Annotated in this window: 9 protein-coding genes, 2 rRNA genes and 7 pseudogenes; all 18 read left to right on the top strand. The window is 33.2% G+C overall.

The features are described 5' to 3' along the window. Positions 1-981 (top strand): 23S ribosomal RNA (locus DV63_RS12770); the annotation flags it as partial. 235 nt (positions 982-1,216) lie between these two features. Beyond that, positions 1,217-1,334: ribosomal RNA gene (rrf, locus tag DV63_RS12765) — 5S ribosomal RNA — on the top strand. Positions 1,335-1,422: 88 nt separating this feature from the next. After that, a pseudogene (locus tag DV63_RS18540) lies at positions 1,423-1,611 on the top strand (hypothetical protein); the annotation flags it as partial. 218 nt (positions 1,612-1,829) lie between these two features. Then, positions 1,830-2,430: pseudogene (locus DV63_RS12760) on the top strand (vWA domain-containing protein). Positions 2,431-2,517: 87 nt separating this feature from the next. After that, positions 2,518-2,841, top strand: a complete 324-nt coding sequence (locus DV63_RS18370; RefSeq protein WP_000691342.1) for a hypothetical protein — start codon at positions 2,518-2,520, stop codon at positions 2,839-2,841. Between the two features lie 3 nt (positions 2,842-2,844). Continuing rightward, a complete protein-coding gene (locus DV63_RS0209255) occupies positions 2,845-3,462 on the top strand; it encodes a protein phosphatase 2C domain-containing protein (protein ID WP_031202330.1) in 618 nt (205 codons plus the stop codon). A 58-nt stretch (positions 3,463-3,520) separates the two neighbouring features. Beyond that, positions 3,521-4,871, top strand: a pseudogene (locus DV63_RS18645) (protein kinase domain-containing protein). Beyond that, positions 4,865-8,084: pseudogene (locus DV63_RS18640) on the top strand (DEAD/DEAH box helicase). Before DV63_RS18645 ends, DV63_RS18640 begins: the two co-directional pseudogenes overlap by 7 nt. After that, positions 8,081-9,482, top strand: a pseudogene (locus DV63_RS0209220) (hypothetical protein); the annotation flags it as partial. The pseudogenes DV63_RS18640 and DV63_RS0209220, both read left to right, overlap by 4 nt. A gap of 56 nt (positions 9,483-9,538) precedes the next feature. Further along, on the top strand, positions 9,539-10,303 hold the full coding sequence (locus DV63_RS12725) for a hypothetical protein (protein WP_000667731.1): 765 nt from the start codon (positions 9,539-9,541) through the stop codon (positions 10,301-10,303). Positions 10,304-10,313: 10 nt separating this feature from the next. Continuing rightward, entirely contained in the window at positions 10,314-12,230 is a 1,917-nt protein-coding gene (locus tag DV63_RS12720; protein WP_000332142.1) for a toprim domain-containing protein, read from the top strand. After that, positions 12,220-12,522: a TrbC/VirB2 family protein gene (locus DV63_RS12715; RefSeq protein ID WP_000649840.1), complete on the top strand. Its 303-nt coding sequence runs from the start codon at positions 12,220-12,222 to the stop codon at positions 12,520-12,522. Before DV63_RS12720 ends, DV63_RS12715 begins: the two co-directional genes overlap by 11 nt. Beyond that, on the top strand, positions 12,523-12,783 hold the full coding sequence (locus DV63_RS12710; protein WP_000602756.1) for a hypothetical protein: 261 nt from the start codon (positions 12,523-12,525) through the stop codon (positions 12,781-12,783). It begins immediately after the preceding gene. 12 nt (positions 12,784-12,795) lie between these two features. Beyond that, positions 12,796-15,294, top strand: a complete 2,499-nt coding sequence (locus DV63_RS12705; RefSeq protein WP_000478381.1) for a VirB4 family type IV secretion/conjugal transfer ATPase — start codon at positions 12,796-12,798, stop codon at positions 15,292-15,294. Continuing rightward, a complete protein-coding gene (locus DV63_RS12700; protein ID WP_000277562.1) occupies positions 15,287-17,221 on the top strand; it encodes a type IA DNA topoisomerase in 1,935 nt (644 codons plus the stop codon). Before DV63_RS12705 ends, DV63_RS12700 begins: the two co-directional genes overlap by 8 nt. A gap of 129 nt (positions 17,222-17,350) precedes the next feature. Next, complete coding sequence (locus DV63_RS12695; protein WP_000416480.1) at positions 17,351-18,337, top strand: VirB8 family type IV secretion system protein; 987 nt, start codon at positions 17,351-17,353, stop codon at positions 18,335-18,337. Beyond that, a pseudogene (locus DV63_RS12690) lies at positions 18,337-19,879 on the top strand (TrbG/VirB9 family P-type conjugative transfer protein). The gene DV63_RS12695 and the pseudogene DV63_RS12690 overlap by 1 nt, the downstream one beginning before the upstream one ends. After that, positions 19,876-21,018, top strand: a pseudogene (locus tag DV63_RS12685) (DNA type IV secretion system protein ComB10); the annotation flags it as partial. The pseudogenes DV63_RS12690 and DV63_RS12685, both read left to right, overlap by 4 nt. Positions 21,019-21,121: the final 103 nt, after the last annotated feature.

The following is a 21,121-nucleotide window of genomic DNA, read 5'->3' as shown; positions in this document are numbered from 1 at the left end:
GCCGTAACTATAACGGTCCTAAGGTAGCGAAATTCCTTGTCGGTTAAATACCGACCTGCATGAATGGCGTAACGAGATGGGAGCTGTCTCAACCAGAGATTCAGTGAAATTGTAGTGGAGGTGAAAATTCCTCCTACCCGCGGCAAGACGGAAAGACCCCGTGGACCTTTACTACAACTTAGCACTGCTAACGGGAATATCATGCGCAGGATAGGTGGGAGGCTTTGAAGTAAGGGCTTTGGCTCTTATGGAGCCATCCTTGAGATACCACCCTTGATGTTTCTGTTAGCTAACTGGCCTGTGTTATCCACAGGCAGGACAATGCTTGGTGGGTAGTTTGACTGGGGCGGTCGCCTCCTAAAAAGTAACGGAGGCTTGCAAAGGTTGGCTCATTGCGGTTGGAAATCGCAAGTTGAGTGTAATGGCACAAGCCAGCCTGACTGTAAGACATACAAGTCAAGCAGAGACGAAAGTCGGTCATAGTGATCCGGTGGTTCTGTGTGGAAGGGCCATCGCTCAAAGGATAAAAGGTACCCCGGGGATAACAGGCTGATCTCCCCCAAGAGCTCACATCGACGGGGAGGTTTGGCACCTCGATGTCGGCTCATCGCATCCTGGGGCTGGAGCAGGTCCCAAGGGTATGGCTGTTCGCCATTTAAAGCGGTACGCGAGCTGGGTTCAGAACGTCGTGAGACAGTTCGGTCCCTATCTGCCGTGGGCGTAGGAAAGTTGAGGAGAGCTGTCCCTAGTACGAGAGGACCGGGATGGATGTGTCACTGGTGCACCAGTTGTTCTGCCAAGAGCATCGCTGGGTAGCTACACACGGATGTGATAACTGCTGAAAGCATCTAAGCAGGAAGCCAACTCCAAGATAAACTTTCCCTGAAGCTCGCACAAAGACTATGTGCTTGATAGGGTAGATGTGTAAGTGCAGTAATGCGTTTAGCTGACTACTACTAATAGAGCGTTTGGCTTGTTTTTTGCTTTTTGTATAAGATAACGGCAATAGAGCATGGATAAGTTACCACTGCCTTACTGAGTGTAAGAGAGTTGGAGTTTTATAAAGACTTTTATATTATAAACTTTGATTAGAATGAGATACTCTCTCAATGGTTTAAGATTAAGGGCTATTAACGATCTTCTTTGTTAAAAAACAGCTCCCTATAAAGAGAAAGGGGAGTTAAGGGTAAATGCGCTTTATCTTTAGCTCCCTTTTCCTTGTGCCTTTAGAGAAGAGGAACTACCCAGTTAACCATTCCGAACCTGGAAGTCAAGCTCTTCATCGCTGATAATACTGCTCTTTTCAAGAGTGGGAATGTAGGTCGGTGCAGGGATAGGGAAATGTTTTTTAGTCTTGCTTTTTATCTTTTTTCATTATTGATTGTTTTATTGTTTTTAACTTTTTAGTTTTTTATACTCTAAACCGATGAAAGGTTGTTTGAAGTCTTCCCTACTCATAAAACTTACCAATTAACGTGCCTCTTCTCTGCCATGTTTTCAAACAAATCTTTTTTCCTGCATAGGCTCTGTGGTTTTAGGTTTGACTTTTTGATGGTTGTTTTTGCATGCTTGATTTTATTGGTGGTATTGTTTTTTATTTCTTTGCCTTAAGACAAACCATAGAGTCGGCTTGCTACCCCAAAATTCAGGCACTCTTAAGCTAAGTCTAAGTCTACTATACTCAAAAGCTTATAAAATCATCAAAAAGAGTGCTGAAATGAATGCTTTAATCAGATTGTGTTTTATTTTTTTGATTGGGTTTTTTAGTGCGAAAAATTATTTCTGTTATCGTAAAAAGATAATTGTTATAAGTATTATAAGGAGGTATTATGGCATTAGATTTCAGTAAATATTCTATGGAAGAACGATTTATTCCGGTATTTTTATTGTTAGATACGAGTGGTTCAATGAATGAGTCTTTGGGTAGTCATACACGCATTGGAGTGCTTAATCGTTGTGTTCAAAAAATGATAGAAACTTTAAAGCAAGAAGCTAAAAAAGAGTTATTTGCACACATCCTTTGATGGTATAAAAAACATTGACTTTGAGCCTTTAAACGCGAGTGGTGGCACTCCTTTAGAACAAGCATTTAAATTGGCTAAGGATCTTATTGAAGACAGAGAAACTTTCCCTACTAAATTCTATAAGCCTTATAGTATTTTAGTCTCGGATGGTGAGCCAAATAATGATGAGTGGCAAGAGCCTTTGTTTAACTTCCACCATGATGGAAGAAGCGCTAAAAGTGTGTGTTGGAGCATTTTTATTGGCGATAGAGAAGCCAACCTGCAAGTTAATAAGGATTTTGGCAAAGATGGCGTATTTTACGCAGATGATGTGGAAAAGTTAGTAGGGTTATTTGAAATCATGACCCAAACCATTAGCAAGGGTTCTGCTTCAATTAAAAAGTTGAACTGGATTCCAGATGAATGATTTAAAATCTTTACGCCATAAAAACGCTTTGTTTATGGATTTAAACGATGAAGTTGATAGATATTTTAAACTCTTTAAAGAGAAAGCATGAAGATCATTATAGATAATTCAGGATCTATGAATGAAAACGGGAAAAAAGAAGCCCTTCAATTATGGCTTTTAGCTTTTGAGCAATTGGCTGAAAATAAAAATATAGATATACAAAAGTGGGATTTAAAGGGTTTAAACGGGGAGTTTGAAGATGCTTTGTTGTTGAACGATGGGCATTTTACAGAAGAAATTCAAGTTAAATCCAGTGTGGCTTTTGGAGCGGATGCCAATAGGATCAAACTTAAAGAAATCTCTTCTAAAGTGTTTGATAGTGCTGAAATTTTTCAAGTATTGCAATTCATGAAGAAAGTGGATGATTAAGCAATGAGAGATTTTAAAGCGTTTGGGGCTTCTATTAGGGGAGCATACCATGCGTATGCTAGATTGCCTAATCAAGACGCTTTTTTAATCAGAAAAAATCAAAAGGGGTTATTGCTTGTTTTGTGCGATGGTTTAGGGAGTAAAAAAGATTCACAAATTGGGGCTAAAAAATTGTGCGAGAGCGTAGAAAAAGCCCTAAATACTATTGATATACAAGGTTGCAATTTAGCGTTATTGAATAAAGTTATTTTTAGTATTTGGGAGTGTCTGCTCTATCCTTTGGAAGTTCGTCATGCATTAAGCACTCTGCAACTGGTTTTTATTGGCAAAGAAAAGGCGTTTATAGGTAAAGTGGGTGATGGATTGTTAGCTGTTTTAGGAAAAGAACATAGATTATTAAGAGAGGATAAGCAAGATTTAGCGCATTTCACAACACCTTTTGATCGCAATACGCTTTTAACTTGGGAAGTTTTGGAGAGTAAAAAAATTGATGCGTTATTCTTATGCACGGATGGATTAGATGAAAGCTTAATAGATGCAAGACGCTTGGATTTTGTTAAGGACATAATCAGTGAATTTAAACATAAAAAAAGGCATCAAAAAAGTGCTACGCGCTCCTAAAGAATCATAAATTTTATGATGATACGAGTTTGATCATAGCGTATAGAAAGGATAGTTTATGGAGCTAGAAGAAATTGTTGATAGTGAGGGGAATATCCATAAGATTATAGAAGTTTTAGGAGAAGGCGGACAGGGTATAGTGTATCGCTGTTTGGATAAGGATGTGGTTATTAAGGTAGTATTGAGAGATGGGGATTTCATTAAAGACAGAGAATCTCTCAAACAATATGAAAAAAGCGTTTTAAATTTATCTTTTAAGCCGATAGAGAGTCATTTCCCTATGTCAATTCCACTGGTAACTTTGAGAGAAAAACAAGGCTATGTGATGAAAATGGCTGAGGGCTATAAACCACTAAAAACTTTTTTGAAGAAGCCTAGTATTTTAGAAAACGAAGAAAAAGATGGGATTTTCAAGATCAATAATGCCATTCAAGAACTTTGCAAAGATAACCATCATATGGCTTTAAGTTTAAGTTATTACTCACAAACACAAGGATTGAGATCACGATTAAAAATACTCACCCATTTAGCAAAGCTTCTATTCAGATTGCAAAGTAAGGGTTTGGTGTATGGGGACTTGAATTTAAACAATGTGTTTTATAAAGATAATTCAGCGTTTTTAATTGATGCGGATAATGTGCGTTATGAGAGCGAAAAAGCCTTATGCATTATTTTTTACGCCTAACTATGGGGCTTTAGAGATTAGCAAAACCTCTAAAAATAGCGATACAACCAATTGCAACACCATGCTTAGCGATACCTTTTCTTTTGCCATCATAGCTTATGAACTCCTAAATATGGTTCATCCTTTTGACGGGAATAGGGCAGATGGTGATATAGAAAATTTTATAGAATTGCCTTGGATTGAAGATAGTGAGGATAATAGCAATAGTTCTTGCGGCTTATTGCCTTATTTTTTAACAAGGGATTTAAAAAAATTATTAGCGCAATGCTTTGAAAAAGGCAAAAAAGATCCTTTGAAACGCCCTACTATGCCCTTATTGATAGAGAGCTTAGAAAAAGCTAGCTTACAAGTGTTAGAATGTGAAAATTGTTCAATGACTTATTATGATAGAGAACATGAGATTTGCCCTTATTGCGATGCTAAAAAACCTATCAGACTTGTAGCAACAAGTTATTACCAAAATAGCGAAGTTTTTTATTTTGCATCGAATTTTACAAACCCTATTTCTTTACCGATAACCTTATTTAAGGGGATTGAAGTGGTTAAAAGCGAACGGGAGTTTGCAGAGATTGCTGGTAATGTATTGATTTTTCATCATGACATACAACAAGAAAAGACTCTAGTCAATGATAAAAGATTGGATCACTATAGGATAGAAATAGATTTAGAAAAAGAATTGACTATTTCATACAATGATTTTTTAATTAAGGTTCAAAAATGCTGAGTTTTATCAAAGAAGATAGTGTCATCAAGGCTTATAATCTCAATACCACAAAACTAGAGCTAAAAGATAGAGAAAAATTGGGATTATTAAAGATTGAAAAAGATAAAATATATTTTCATTTAGATAAAGAGCGTTATTTGGAATTAGAGATCATAGGCAAAGCCAAAGAAAAAGAAATTAAAAACGCTTTTTGCAGTAACGCTTTTCTTGTGGCTCAAGTCCTAAATTTAAGCCAAAATTTAAGCCAAAACCAAGAAAGACAAGTTTTAGAATTGAAGTGCCATTTCTTCAAACGCCCTATAAAAATTCTTACTGAAGCGTTAAACATTAATTTCAAAGAAACAATCGTAAAAAAGTTACTAAAAGATATGGGCAAAGACAAAAACCTAAAAGATTTTAAAGAAACTTGTATTTTAAAAATGGCTGATTTTACTTATTTTGTGTGCGTATTGCCTTATGAATATGAGGATAAAGAGGATAAAGAGAATAGTGGAGAGGTTTTAAAAGAATATTTCAGCTTGTTAAATACCAAGGGGGAATTAAGCGTTAAGCACGCTTTGATAAATAATAGGCATTCTTATGAAGCGATAAGTTTAAAACCCATTAAACAAGAGCTAGTACCTGGTTTGTGTTTGTTTTTTCAAGGTTCATTAGAGTTTAATGATAAAACCACAAAAACCATGCGAACGAGCCTTTTAGACCAGATCCAGCAAGATAACAAATCTTATTTAAAAATTTGGGAACAATATCTCATTAAAAGCGCTCAAAAAAGTTTTAATGAGGCAAAAGAAGTGGGGGTTTTAGAGATTGAAAGCGTGGGTAAAGCAGGAGGGAATTTAAGAATTCGTTTTAAGTCAGCTTTAGACAAGAATAAAATGGAAATCTTAAAGAAAAAATCACAATTAGAAGAGGGGAGTGATTTAGGGGTTTTAGAGGAATTAGACCCACAAAATGAAGAAAGCTTAATCAATCTTATTTCTGGGCAAAAGAAACAAATTTCTAAAAACAACAGCCAATCAATAATGATTAAAGACATTAGTGGGGATGATTTTATCATAGATGACAATCCTTCCATAAAAGAGAGCGATGCTTTTCATTTAAATTATATGGGGGATCTAAATACGCTTAAAGAACAATGTAACGCATTAGATAAAACAAAAAAGGTTTGAGCGCCAATCCTAATTTAGGATTAATTTTAAACATTAAAGAGAATGAAAAAGATAGTGATAGCGATAATGATACTGCAGACACGATGGATGAAGCCTTAAAAGAGATTTTATCAAGTTATCAAACAAGAGCTTTAGGATTAACCAAAAGAGTTGAAAAGAAGATTTTTAAGAATGATCCCACAGAAAATCAAAAAAAAAGCCATAGAGATCGCTCTAAATACCCCTGATATTGCTATTATCCAAGGGTCTCCTGGAACGGGCAAAACCACTGTGATCAATGCCATTTGTGAGAGATTGTTTGAAGAATACCCTAAGGATAAAAATATCAAGGGGCAAATTTTACTGTGCGCTCAAGGGCATGATGCGACTAACAATGCACGTGAGCGCATCAAAGTAGGGAGATTGCCCACTTTTAAATTTGGTGCTAAAAAAAATGCTGAAGAAGAACAATACAAGCAAGATGAAAGATTGAATGAGCGATTGAGAGAGTTTGCTGAAATACTCATAGAAAGCGTGAGGAAAAAACTGCAAGAATTAGGGGATTATGAAAATATAGAAAAAATTTTGGATTTAGAAGAAGCTCTCAGGCACTACTATAGTTCGCCTATCAGCGAATTGGAATTTTTAAAAGAAATAGAAAAAAAATGCGATCTTTTTTAATCCTTCTATGCGTGAAAAGCTAAGCCAATTAAAAGCAAGGCAACAAAAACAAAAATGCCCGCCAAACCTATCCGTTATCTATGCTTTACGCGCCACACAAGAGGGGTTTGAAGATGATGGAGTTATGCGTAATTACGATCTTTTAGAAAGCCAGTTTAAAGAAAATCTTACCAAAGAAGACAGAGAGCTTTTGGAATCAGTTAAGCCAAATTTAGAAAAATTACAAGAGCTTAAAATGAGATTGTTAGAAAAGAATGCCCCTAAAAGAGAATATGAAATTCCTAAACCCAACGAAGAAGTAGTGTCCTTAGCTAATGACCTGCTAGAAATTCTTTCTTCTCAAAGCCCTAATGACAAACGCATCAGAGTTTTATTGGAATATCTGAGCGTTCTAGAAAGAACTCCATGGGATTTAGAGGGCTTGTTAAGGGATTATAATTTTGTCTTTTCTAGCACCACAGGGCAACACAATAAAGCATTAAAAAGAAAAGAAACCCCTGATTTTGATAGCGTGATTGTTGATGAAGCGGCCAAGGCTAACCCCTTAGAGCTGCTTATGGTGATGGCATTAGCCAAAGAGCGCATTATTTTGGTGGGCGATGACAGACAATTGCCGCATTATTTAGACGATGAGATAGGAAAAAAACTTGAAGATGAGAGTCAAGATGCGCAAGATGAGATAGAAAAAGCTCTAAAGGACAGCATGTTTAAGAAACTCAAAGAAAGAGCTCAAAAGTTAAAAGAGCTAGATGGTAAGGAGCGTTTTATTACCCTAAACATGCAATACAGAATGCATCTCTTGTTGGGGGAATTAGTGAGCGGTGTTTTTTATAAACCTCATGGTGAAAGTTTTGAATCGCCTTTAAAAGGAGAGCATTTAGAAGAAAATCATTTCAAACACAATCTGACAAATTTGCATAACAAGCCTTGCACCTGGATAGATGTCAAAAATCCTAAAGAAAAAAGGAATGCTGATGGTTCTTACTATAGGGAGAGTGAAATTACAGCAATTAAAAAATGCTTAGACCTTTTTATGAAAGATGAGCCAGATTTCACTTTTGGGGTGATTACTTTTTTTAGCGAGCAAAAAAGGCTATTAGAACAAGCTTTAAAAGGATACGCTAATTTGGAGATAGGCACGGTGGATAGCTTTCAAGGTAAGGAATTTGATGTTGTGTTTTTATCAAGCGTAAGAACTCACCATACTGAGGGTTTTGGGTTTTTAAAAGACTCTCTGCGTCTGTGTGTGGCCTTGAGTCGCCAAAAAAGAGCGCTCATTGTAGCAGGGGATAGAGAGAAATTTGAAACACCAGAAGCAAAAAATAAGGTCTCAGGCCTGTTTGAGTTTTTACAATTATGTAAAGAAAGGGGTAAAATTTTATGAAAATTATTAACTTTGAAAATCATTCTGTTTGCGATAAACATCTGTTGGTTCCTTGCAGAATTTATTGCGTAGAATTAGAAATTGGGCATAATGATTTAGGGTTAAATGCAATAGAAAAATGCACTTTAAAACTAAAAGAATTAGGGGTAAAAGATGAAGACTTAAAAGATTTTTTAGGGTTTGGGGGTGAGTTGGATCTGTTAAAGCCTATTTTAGAAAAGATTGAGACTAAAACGCTTGAAGAGTATAAAAAAATTCATGCACATTTTTACTACAATTTAATCAATCAAGAATTTTTGCATTTTGTGGATTTGGAGCGTGTCAGAGCTATAGATGGAAAAGAGTTAAAAAATAATATAGTGGAGTTTTTTTGCAGACTCTAGTTTTAAGGCAGAGAGCCTATACTATTCAAAAGAAAATAACAAGTCATTAAATGTGAATGAGATAATAATCCATAAAACGATAGAGACATCTATAAAATACCACAAGCAAGATACTTTACGCCATGTGAAAGTGGTGAGTTGGCATGTTTTAGGAGGAGTTTATTATTTGCATGCCAAAGCCTTTGATGATAGTAAAGAAATAAGAGTGGAATGCAAGAATCACCCTATTGAAAAGATGGCAGAAAAATTATTAGAAACTAATCCTATATGGTTTGAAAAATGGAAGAAAAAACAATACACCCAAACTGGCGAATCTAAGCCGTCAAAACGAATCAAAGTTTTTAAAAAACCTACGGCATTTGATGACAGATTGCATGCAATTGAACATAATTTAAAAAACCTATATAACAATCCAAAAAAGCTTGAAATTTGTGGGGCTTTGTATGATATTTATGAACAAATTTTTGATGAAACACCAAGCTTGAAAGGACACGCTTTAGAAACATACAAAGCAGAAGATTTGTCAAAGAAATTCATGCGTTTAGGTTTTGAACGGATTCCAAAGGGTTTAAACAACTCTAGATTAAACGCTTTATTGCGCTATGAGGAAAAAGTCATGCAAGCTTTGGCCAAAAAATACCCCAGTTTTTTACAAGATTTGCATGATATAAAAAAATACAGGAATAAAGACAAGCATGGCGAGAAATCACAAGATGGGTTTTCTTTAACGAGAGGGGACTTAGAAAAATACAGAGATGGAATTTATTTTCTAGTAGAAAATCTTTTAAAAAACCTTTTGATTAAAGAGAGAGAAAATGTTCAAGAAGAAAAACATTATAAGAAAAATGCAGAGATTGACGCCCAACTCCAGCTATCAAACTTAAACGCACCCAAATCTTTATTTGAATGTTTTGTGGGGGTTAATCTGGCCAAAGCCAAATATTATTCTAAAAAAGAAGAAAGAGAAAAAGAAAAGATGATTTTGAATTTTTGTAAGATATTTGAAATTATTCTTTAGAGAATGTAATTATTTATAGAACTCTTATCTGAGCTTCTTTTAAAAGGAAGTTTATGAAGTTTTTTAAAATCCCTAAACTGCACTTAAATTCTAAAGAGTGCCAAGAAATGTTTTTAGACAATGTTAAATTTTCCAAAAAGACACAACAATTTTATTTCAAAAACTATCCAAATGTTAATGTAGAAATCTTTAGAAAAGTTGTTGAAGATAGGTTTTATAGCACTTTATTTGGTGGGGTTGGGTCTAGAAGGCTTTACAGAGAGCTTTGTGAGCTTGCACTAAGTTCAAAAAGCAATAAAATTGCATTAAGTAGGCACTATTACACGCAAGTGCATCAGTGTGTAGATAGGTCTTTAAGAAACGCAATCAATGATTTGGAAGCTCAAGGGTTAATTGAAGCGGTAAAAAATAAGCCAGGCTATGTGTATATCTATTTAAAAGATTTCACAAAAAATAAGGAGTTTCAAGGGAGTAAATTCAATAAAAACACACTCCCTTCCCCCTTTTTTTTAAAAATTATTAACTTTTTACAAAAGAACACACAAAGGCTAAAAAGCGTGAAGTATAGAATTAATAGTCAAATTTGCGAGCTTAAAGAGATTGTTTTTAATAAATTCAGACAATTTAACGACTTACTTTTTAGTTTTAACCCTTTGAATGACACACAGACAATTTTTACGCTTAATTATAAAAGCTTGAGCAAAAAAGCGCTCCCTAGTAACAAATGCCCTTATCAAAAAGCTATTGTATTGAAAAATTTGCAAAGAGCTTTTAATAAATTGAGCGTTAAATCTAAAGATTTAAGAGGATGCGCATAAAGGCTTGATTATGGCTTATGTAAAGAACGCTATACACTTACCACTAGATGGCCTTTTAGAAAGAAATGGTTATAGATTGAACGCACAAAAAAGTACTAAAATTTGGAAAGTTTATAGTAATAGTAATGAAAAGCTTCTTGTAAAACAAAATGCTAATTTTCAATGGTTTTATTTAAACTGCGACAATAAGGCTGATAGCGGTAATATTATCAATTTTTGTAAGAACAGAAATTTAGATTTAATGGATTTTACGCAAGGTTTAATAGCAAACGATGATACCATAAAAGAAAATGTCTCTAAACTAATTAATAAAGAAGCAGATAAACTTAAAGAGCAACAAAAAATTATTGACAAATTCAACCAATTTGAACTTTATGATTTAACCAATTCCAAAATGTTAGAAAAAAGAAAGCTTAATGGTAATCTCTTTTTAGCCTATAACCACTCTTTAAAAAGAGACAAACATAATAACATGTGTGTGCCTAACTTCTTATATTCCAAAAATAGCCATTCTAATAAGATCATTTCTTACACTAGACGCTTGGAAAATCCTATGACTAGCTTAAATAATCAAGTATTAAATAGACCTATCAATGCTTTAAATAAGGGGGAAAAAGGTATAGAAATGCTTGCCCCTAAGGATTTAAAGCTGATTAAAAATATTGTTTTAAGTGAAAGCATTATTGATAGCATGAGTTATTTGCAATTAAGAAAGCTCAATGCTTATGAAAGTATTCTATTAAGCTGTAATGGGCAATTTAATGCTAATAAATTAGACGCTTTTTTAGAAAAATTATTGAGCGATATTGAGCAATCTAAAAGCAAAGAATACGCTGACTATATTAAAAAAGTTCAGAGCTTTGAATTGTATAAAGGCACTCAAACAAGAATTGAAAATAAAACAAATACCACTAGAGATAATTTAACTATCCATTTTTCAAGGGCTAAATATCCTAGTAGCACAGATTTTATACCAGCTAAAGATTGGGTTAATGAAAGTGTAAAAAGTTTAGATGAATTAGTTAAGGTGATTACAAACTACCATTATTCAAGCGCGATTTATAAGAATGGCTATAGAAATACCCATAACACCAAAGGCTTTTCTAACTTGCTTATTTTTGATATAGATAATGACAAAGATAAACCTAATATTAGCCTAGAAGAGACTAAAAATCTCTTTAAAAAACATGGAATAGAAACGCTCATTATCCCATCAAGAAACCATAATAAAGAAAAGCACGGACACATTGCTGAAAGATTTAGAATCATTATCCCTACACAACAAACTATAGGTCAAGATTTTAATTGCAACAATGATTTTAGCGCCTTTAACAATTTTTGTGCTAAGGCTTTGGGTATTTATGACTACATAGATAAAAAAGTTTCTGTGGATCAATCAAGGGCGTATTATAAAAGCCCCAATGATGCAACACCTATTATCTTAAAAGGACGCATTATGGATTTAACCCATTTAAAACAACGAGCAATGAGTAATTTATTTACACAGAACACACAAATTCAAACCACAGAGCCTGAGCCTGTGAATAAACCTGATTTGTCTTTAAATATTGTTTTAGCCTATGACAATGATAAAAATGGACAAATCTATACACAGATTAGTGAAGAAATCATTTATAAACATACAGAAAATATGCCTAATGTTTTTATCCCATATTCTAAGGATTGTAACGATGACTTAAAGTTAGCCAATTTAATCGGTAATGATCATATTAATAATGAAGTGATAAAAAACTTTTTAGAAAGAATAGAGAAACAATCTTTGTTTTTTGATGGTGAGAAAAAAGAAAAATTAGAAGCTCTTAAAAATGAGTGCTTAGCCTTATTAAAACCACAAGAACAAACAATCTCACAAAACAACACAAAAGAAAATGAAAAACCAATTCAAGGAGTAGATTATGAAATGTAAAAATTTCAAAGAAAAGGCTTTATATTTTATGCTGTTAGCTATGCCCAATTTATTGTTGGCAAATGGAAGTGGCGTGTGGCAGTCTAATGCATTACAAACAATCATCAATTTTACTAGCGGTCCTTTTATGAAAGCAATAGGTGCAATTATTGTGATTTGTGTTGGTATTTATGTAGTTAAAAACCTAGACAGGCTAGGAGAAATTGCGTGGAAATGTATAGGGATAATTTTAGCCACTATTGCTATTGCAAATGCTCAAACTATTGCCAATAAATTATTTGGAGTTGGGTGAATGATTTTAAATTATGTAGAGACCATCAATGTTAGAGAAATATCTAAAAAAGAGAAGTTTTTAAAGCTTAATATGAATAGTTGGATCATTTCTTTTTTGAGCGCTTCTTTCTTATTTGTGTGGTCTTTATTATATGGCGTGGTGCTATTGGTGGCATTAATAACAATGTTTTACATACTAGAATTTTTTGATGAAGATATTACAAACATTATTTTGGCAAACCTAACGCTAAAAAATGACACTAAAGAATATTATGCTTAAAGGGTTTTAAAAATGTTTCTTGGTTTAGAGGGTTTTAAAAAATTTATTTTCAATTTCTTAAGTTTTTGTATTCCTAGACAATATTCTTTAGTTCAAGAAAACAATATTAATGGGAAATTTGATGAAAAGTTTGTGTTAACGCATAAAGGAAACTTAGTAGGAGCAATATCTTTAAGTGGAATAACTTATTCAAATTTTGATAAAGAAGAGGTGGCTACACAATTTTTATACAGAACACAAGCTTTAAATGAATTGATAGATGGTGTTACGCTAAGAATTGTTGCTAAACGAAGAGATATAAAAACTCAAACTATTTACAACAAAGATGGCGTGAGTAAATACGCTAAAAAAATTGTTAATGCTTATGAAAAAAATAAAGAATTTTATATCACGACTTACTATTTAATTATTGAAACAAAAAGCGTCAATATAAAAGGGCTTTTAGAAAAGTGGAAAGCAAAAATGACTACTGATAAGTATGTAAATAATGATGAAGAGAAACCTTTAAAAGATAATCTTAAAAACTCAGAAGCACAAAAACAGGAAGTTTATAAAATAAAAAAGAATGCGGTAGAAAATAAAGAATTGCAAGATAAAGCAACTCTTTTAGCTGAGATTTTAAATAAGATGAGTTCCATACTAACAGACTTTGAGCCTAAATTTTTAAGTTCAGACGATCTATTGAATTTATACGCTGAATATTGCAATGGTCATTATTGTGATTTTAAATACAAACAAGGACGATTGAGCGATGGGAATATCCAATCTCATTTATATTTTAAAAAAGACCACTTCATACATGACTATAACGGAATAGAGACTTTTAAGCGTTTTATTGCTGTGAAAGCTTATGATGTGGATAATATCACTTCTTTGGCTTTATCTAATCTTTTGTGTGAAAAGTTTAACTTAGACATTTTGCTTACCGTAGAAGCTATGGATAAAGAAAGAGCTTTGTTTTTTATTAGAGAGCGTAAAAAACGCTCTAAAGATATTAGCTATCAAAATATAGAATATTTAGAGCAAATGGTTTCTACCGACAGAGCGCAAATACAAAAAGTTAGTTTATCAATTATGGTTTTTGCTAATTCTAAAAAAGAATTAGATAAAAAATCAATTATTGTATATAACACTTTGAAAAAAGAAGGCTTTTCAGCGGTCTTAGAAAGCATCAACATGCGTCCTATATTTTTTTCATTTTTTCCTGAAAGAAATTTTTTAAATTCACGCCTAAGACCTCAAACTAGCCAAAATATTGCTAGTTTGATTATGTTTGAAAAATATCAAGAAGGCTTTAAAGAAAATAGTTGGGGGGATTGTCCTATCAGCGTGTTTAAAAATCAAAATGGATCAGCCCACTTTTTCAATTTTCAAGCTAAGCAAGGTAGAGATAGAAACGACAATGTTGTAGGTCATACCATGATAATTGGTAGCACAGGAAGCGGTAAATCTACTTTTATTAGTTTTTTAATCGCCAATTTACTGACTAAATACGATATGAGCGTGGTAGCTCTTGACAGAATGAATGGTTTAGAGATTATGACTGACTTTTTTGAAGGTCAATACAATACTGCTAATACAGATGGTGGTTTTTATATCAACCCTTTCAGTTTAAAAGATACAGAAGAAAATAGGCAATTTCTGGCAAACTGGATTAAATTTATGCTCAATATTGATAGCGATAACCAACAAGATAATAAGGCTTCTCAGTCTATAGATAAGGTTATTGGAGATACTTATAATTACATTGGTGAACAAAAAAATCAAATAAACTTATTAGAAATTGCCAAAAATTTAGGCTCTAGCGAACAAGATTTTAATGAGATTTTAAAATCACAAGGGGAAAAAGTCTATTTTAAAAAATTTCAAGATTGTTTAGACTTTTCTAAAAGTCCTTTAAGCGTGATCAATATGGATGTTTTTGCTAATGATAAAAAACTTATGGGGCTAATTGCTATGTATTTGTTCCACAAATTGTTTTTTGAAGCAAAGGAACACAACAAACCTTTTTTCCTATTCATTGATGAAACTAAAGACTACATTATGCATCCTATAATGTTTACCTATATCGCTAACGCGCTCGCTCAAGCTAGAAAAATCAACGGAACACTTTGCATGGCGTTTCAAAAAATATCTCAAGTCAAAGAATTAGGTATTGATAAAGCAAAGAGTTTGATAGGAAACCTTTCTCAAGTGATTATCTACCCCACAAAAGATACTGATGAACTAATAGAATGCGGCATCCCATTAAGCGATAGCGAAATCAATTTCTTACACAACACGGATATGAGAGCCAGACAAGTGCTAGTAAAAAATATCGTTACAAACGCTTCAGCTTTTATTGAAATTGATTTAAAAAAAGATTTGCAAGAACTGCTTTATATTCTTGATAGCAATGCTGGTAATAGAAAAATTTTCAATGACCTTAAAAAAACAAACCAAGAAACTTATAAGGAAGAGTATTTAAAAACTAAAATGAAAAAAGAAAGCGAGAGTGTTCAATATGTATAAAAACTGCGTATTTATCATAGAAAGTCCCAATAAGATCGCTAAAATCAAAGAATTAACAGGAAGTTCATTTGTTTTTGCGACTGGTGGGCATTTTGTTGAGCTAGTCAATATTGAAGTGAGTAAAGAATTTAATCCTATTTTTGAAATCAAAAAAAGCACGGATAAGAAAAAGGATAAATCCATTCATATCAACTATATGATAAATCAATGTAAAAATAAAGTGGTCTATATTGCTACTGACCCTGATAGAGAGGGTTATGGTATAGGTTATAAATTTTATGAAAAAATCAAAAATATAGCTAAAACAATTTATCGCACTGAGTTTCATGAAATCACAAAAAGCGGTGTAGAAAAAGGCTTGAACAATGCTGTGCTATTTTCTCAAAGCAATCTCAATCTATATTATAGTTGGCTAGGTAGGATTGTAAGCGATCAATTTGTAGGCTTTACTTTGACGCCTTATTTGCGCAAAAACATTAAAAATTTTGAAGTGAGTGCTGGTAGGGTTCAAACTCCTGTTCTTTCCATTTTAGTAGAATTAGACAGAAAAATCCAAGCCTTTGAACAAAAGAATATTGATGAGAAATTAAGTTATAGCATAGAAGCTATTATTGATGTGTTAGGTTCTCAAATCTCTATTACTTTAGTAGAAGAAAATAAAAGGAAAGTGTTTGATACCAAAGAATTAGCCCAAAACTTTTTAAATGATTTAAAAAACAATCTTAACCCCTTAGCTTTTTTAGACTCAGTAGAGCAAAAAGATAAAGAAAAAGCTCCACCCAAACCTTTCACCACTTCTAATCTTTTAAAAGATGGGGTTAGAATTTTAGAAATGGGTGTTAAGCAAATCCAAGAACACGCCCAAAAACTTTTTGAAGCTGGATTGATTACTTATATTCGCACCGATAGTGAAGCGTTAAGCAAAGAATACTTGCAAGAGCATCAAGCGTTTTTTGAAAATATTTATCCTAGCGTGTATGAATACAGAGAATATAGGGCTGGTAAAAATTCACAAGCTGAAGCACATGAGGCTATAAGAATTACACACCCTCACTGCTATGAAGATCTTAAAAAAGTGTGCGAGAAACACAATATTACAGATATTGATGATTTAAAAGTCTATACGCTTATCTTTTTTAACACCATTTGTTCTCAAAGTAAAAACGCTATTTATGAAAACACAACTTTAAATTTTAAAGTAAAAACGCACAGCTTTAAATGCAGTTTTAGCAAACTCAAATCTAAAGGCTTTAAAGCGATTAAAGACTTAGAAGAAGAAAAGAAAGATGAAGAAGAGATTGAAAGCGATCTTGATTTTTCTAGCTTGCAATTAAAAACTCAAATGCCTATTTTAGATTTTAATATCAAAGAACTAAAAGCTAAAGCTCCTAGCCCTTATACTGAAAGCACTTTTATCGCAATGATGGAAACCTATGGCATAGGAAGACCTAGCACTTATATAAGCGTATTTGAGACCTTAAAAAACAAAAATTACATTACATTAGAGGGCAAAAATAGGAAGATCACGCCCACAGCTCTTGGTAAAAGCATTGTTGATTTCTTTTTGAATGATAACCAAATACAATGGATTGCTATTTCTAAAGTGGATGATAGTTTTACAAAAAAATTAGAAGAAATGTTAGATGTGATTATAAAAGATGGTAAAAGTGCTTATCTTGATTTAATGCAAAATATCCAAAAGAAATTAGGCATAGAAATTTCTAACTTATATAGAAATAATAGCAATAACAACATTTCTTCTACAAAAAAAGAAATGATACCTCCAACTGAAAAACAACTTAATTTTGTAGAAACTATAGAAAAAACTCTTCAAATAAAAGCTTCTGATATGACAAAAAAAGACAAGTTTGCGTGCATGAAGTTTATAGAAGAACATAGTAAAAAAATGCCCAAAAAGGATAATTGATGGTATTAAAACTTGTATCTATTTGCTATGCAGTCATTATTCTTATGGGTTGCTCCAATAAACAATATGAAATGTATAAAAGCCCTTGTGCGAACTTAGAAAATCCACAAAAAGGCTTTAAGGCATAAAATGGAAAAAGTTTGCATGAACGCATGGGAGTTGCCTAAGGTTTTAGAAGAAAGATTAAAAGAAAAATATGGCGATGATTGGGAAAAATATGTTAAGGCTAAAGCAATAAACGAAGAAGAGCTTGAAGAACAAGTCAAAGATAAAGCCAAAGAACAACAAAAGATACAAAGAGAAAAAACACTCAGTGGATTTTTAAAAAAAGTTGGTCTAAAAAAGCGTGATATGTTACAAAGCACTATGCTGTTTGATGGAGTCAAAGAAGCTGATGCGCTTTTTCAAGCAGAGCGTAAAATTGGCGATTGGATCTTTAGCAGTGCGGTATTCTTTTTTGCTTTAGCTCTTATAGAAGCCATTATTATATGCTTATTATTGCCCTTAAAAGAAAAAGTGCCTTATTTGGTAACCTTTTCAAACGCTACACAAAATTTTGCCATAGTCCAAAGAGCAGACAAGAGTATTCGTGCCAATCAAGCACTTATAAGACAATTGGTAGCATCTTATGTCAGTAATAGAGAAAATATTTCAAATATAAAAGAGCAAAACGAAATAGCCCACGAAACCATTAGATTGCAAAGTGCATTTGAAGTATGGGATTTTTTTGAAAAACTTGTTTCTTATGAACATAGCATTTACACTAATATCAATCTAACACGAAAAATTAACATTATCAATATCGCTTTAATTAGTAAAACCCAAGCCAATATTGAAATATCCGCACAACTTTTTAATAAAGAAAAGTTAGAAAGCGAAAAGCGTTATAGAATAATTATGACCTTTGAATTTGAACCTATTGAAATTGATACAAAATCTGTTCCCTTAAATCCTACAGGCTTTATTGTTACAGGTTATGATGTAACTGAAATTGCGATTTTAAAAGACTTGGATGAAAAAAATAAAGTCAAAGATGATGGTGTGAAATCTAGGATTATCCATACCGAGAAAAAAGACCCTCATATGAGCCAATATAAAGATGTTAAGGAACAATAATGAAAAAATTCACTCTATCGCTATTTTTGTATTGCACCTTACTTAGCGCTGAAGAAGATATTTTTAGAAACAATACGAATGAAACTGATCCTACAAGTTCTTTTGAACATGGCAAAGAAAACAACAATCTTATCCCAGCAAAATCTGATAGTTTAGAAAGTTTCAAAGAACAAGAAAACAAAGAAAAAGCCAAACAACTTATGGATTTAAAAGCCTTACAGAGCGTGTATTTTTCTAAAAATAGAAAATTGCAAGACAATAATTTCAATGTCTTATATGTGGCAGGTAACACCAACAAAGTCCGCTTACGCTATGCGATGACTACCACTTTTATTTTTGATAATGATCCTATTATCTATGTGAGCTTAGGCGATCCTAGCGGTTTTGAACTCACTTACCCTACTAATGATCATTACGATTTATCCAATATGCTAGTGATCAAACCCTTGCTTATAGGGGTGGATACAAACCTAACCGTAGTCGGAGCGAGCGGAACAATTTATACTTTTTACTTGTTTAGCACCACTTACACCAGCAAATTTCAAAGCTATTTTTCAGTGTTTGTCTCTAATAAAAGGGCTATCGGTAAGCTTAATATTTTATCTAAAAACGAGCTAGAAAAAAGAGAGCAAGAACAATTGGCTAAAACAGAAACAAATACAAACAGCTCCAATAAACAAGACAAACAAAAACTTGACTATAGAAAAATCAATTATGAGAGCAAGGAAATTGATGATGGCAAGTTTATAAGAATTGGAGATGAAGTCAATCACATTTTCATTGAAAAAGCTAAAATCAATCGTGGTTATTTGCAAAAACCCAAACACAAACGCACCTGGTGGAGTTTGTGGCTCTATAAAAAACCCAGTGATGACGCGCTTGATATAAAGGCACTAGATGTCTTTGATGATGGCAAATACACTTATTTTAGATATGACAGAGATCAAGCCTTTTCAAAATTTCCTTATACCTATAAGGTTGTAGATGGGTATGATAATCCTATCAATAGCCGTGTGGTAGGGAATTATATTATTGCTGAAGATGTTTCTAAAAAATGGACTTTAATGAGCGGTAAGGAATATGTGTGCGTAAGAAGAGATAAGCACAAATACCAAAAATCTAAGGACTTCATGCGTTTAAAAAGGCTTTTAGAGCAAGATGAAGCCATGAAAGCCAAACGAAACAACATTCACTTGATTGAAGACACTACGCCTCAACCTAAAAATGCCATTAGCGTAACGGAGTTGTTAGCTCAAATCAAAAACCAAACTCCAAATGAAAAATGCCGAGCCTTAAATGAAGAAGAAGTTAAGACTTTAGAAGAGGTTAAAAACATCATAAAAGCTCCCAAGCCTTTGCAAAAAGATTTGAAAAACAAGCTCAAAAAACACACAATCAAAACCCACTATTGCGTGCCTATCCCCTATATAGAAAGACCAAAAACCACTGATAATTTAGAGAAGAATAAAAAGGGGCTAAATAACACCCCCAAAACAACATCAAGCAAACCCTATTAAAAAGGTTAAAGAAAACAAGAAATGAAAAAACTTCTTTTACTTTTAGAGCATAAAATCATAAAAATTGGCTTAATTATTGTGATTGTATTAGCTGGTTTTTTTCTTTTTTACGAACAAGAAATCAAAGAAAAAGCTGTTAATGTTTCTCAAGGTAAATTCCCTACTTCATCTTATTTGTTTCAAGCTTACGAAGGCATTAAGAATAAAATAGATACTATCAATGAAGTGAAGCCAAACGATGAAACTAAAAGCGTTAATGAGAATATAGAAAAAACACAAAAAGATTTAGATGATTTTAATGTGCTAGTGCAAAAATTACCAAATTTGCCTAAGGATTTTAATAAAACGCTTATTAAACCACAAAGTCCATTCTTCAACTACAATACCGCTAATGAAGAAGAAAAAACCCGCCTTGTGATTTTAGCGTCTCGTATTAGCAGCCAAAAAGAAACGCAGCCTCCAACATCTATAAAAAATAGTGTTTCTAACACAAAATCCAAAGAAAAACAAGAACTTGAAAAAGAATACGGCTCTAGCGGTTTTAAAAATTTTAAAAGAAAAAATGTAGCGAGCAGTGAAAACAAACTTTTGAGAACGATTACAGCTGACAGAATGATCCCAGCCATTCTGATCACTCCTATTAGCAGTGAAATAGGGGGGAGTAAGATAGTCGCTCAGGTGGAGAGTGATATATACGCAACGATGGGTAGAGCGGTTTTAATCCCTAAAGGGAGTAGAGCCATAGGCTATTACAACTCCAATAACAAAATAGGAGAATACCGCTTAGAAATTGCTTGGAATAGGATAATCACGCCACAAGGAGTCAATATCATACTAAGCGATGCTAAGGGAGCTGATGTCAAGGGTTATAACGGCATGATAGGCACACTCCATAACAAATATTGGGAACGCTATGGCATTCCTTTATCCTTAAGCACCTTGTCAAACGGGCTACTCATAGGTCTTACTAGCGGTCTTACCGAAGCGATGAAAAACAAAAGGGGTGGTTTTAACCAAAACTATTTTGGAGATTACATGATGATGCAAATGACGAGGCAAACTGGTATCAGCCTAAATAACATTATCGCTCAAATCATGCGAGATCAAATAAGGATTAAGCCCATTATCACTATTAGAGAGGGAAGCCATATTTTTATTAGTCCTACTATGTGAGCAAAAATGTTGAAATCCAAAAAAAATTTGATGAGACTTATAGGTTGTGTGAACAAAAACAGCAAGAACTCAATAACTTATTAAAAGAACTAGA

The sequence above is a fragment of the Helicobacter pylori FD535 genome, assembly GCF_000296015.2.
GTDB lineage: Bacteria > Campylobacterota > Campylobacteria > Campylobacterales > Helicobacteraceae > Helicobacter > Helicobacter pylori_CT.
Note: the sequence above shows the minus strand (reverse complement) of the source record. Positions and strands in the feature narration are given on the sequence as shown.

What these genes read in the sequence shown, in the direction of transcription:
- DV63_RS18370 (WP_000691342.1), top strand. Translation starts at nt 2,518, where the DNA reads ATGAAGATCATTATAGATAATTCAGGATCTATGAATGAAAACGGGAAA.
- DV63_RS0209255 (WP_031202330.1), top strand. Translation starts at nt 2,845, where the DNA reads ATGAGAGATTTTAAAGCGTTTGGGGCTTCTATTAGGGGAGCATACCAT.
- DV63_RS12725 (WP_000667731.1), top strand. Translation starts at nt 9,539, where the DNA reads ATGAAGTTTTTTAAAATCCCTAAACTGCACTTAAATTCTAAAGAGTGC.
- DV63_RS12720 (WP_000332142.1), top strand. Translation starts at nt 10,314, where the DNA reads ATGGCTTATGTAAAGAACGCTATACACTTACCACTAGATGGCCTTTTA.
- DV63_RS12715 (WP_000649840.1), top strand. Translation starts at nt 12,220, where the DNA reads ATGAAATGTAAAAATTTCAAAGAAAAGGCTTTATATTTTATGCTGTTA.
- DV63_RS12710 (WP_000602756.1), top strand. Translation starts at nt 12,523, where the DNA reads ATGATTTTAAATTATGTAGAGACCATCAATGTTAGAGAAATATCTAAA.
- DV63_RS12705 (WP_000478381.1), top strand. Translation starts at nt 12,796, where the DNA reads ATGTTTCTTGGTTTAGAGGGTTTTAAAAAATTTATTTTCAATTTCTTA.
- DV63_RS12700 (WP_000277562.1), top strand. Translation starts at nt 15,287, where the DNA reads ATGTATAAAAACTGCGTATTTATCATAGAAAGTCCCAATAAGATCGCT.
- DV63_RS12695 (WP_000416480.1), top strand. Translation starts at nt 17,351, where the DNA reads ATGGAAAAAGTTTGCATGAACGCATGGGAGTTGCCTAAGGTTTTAGAA.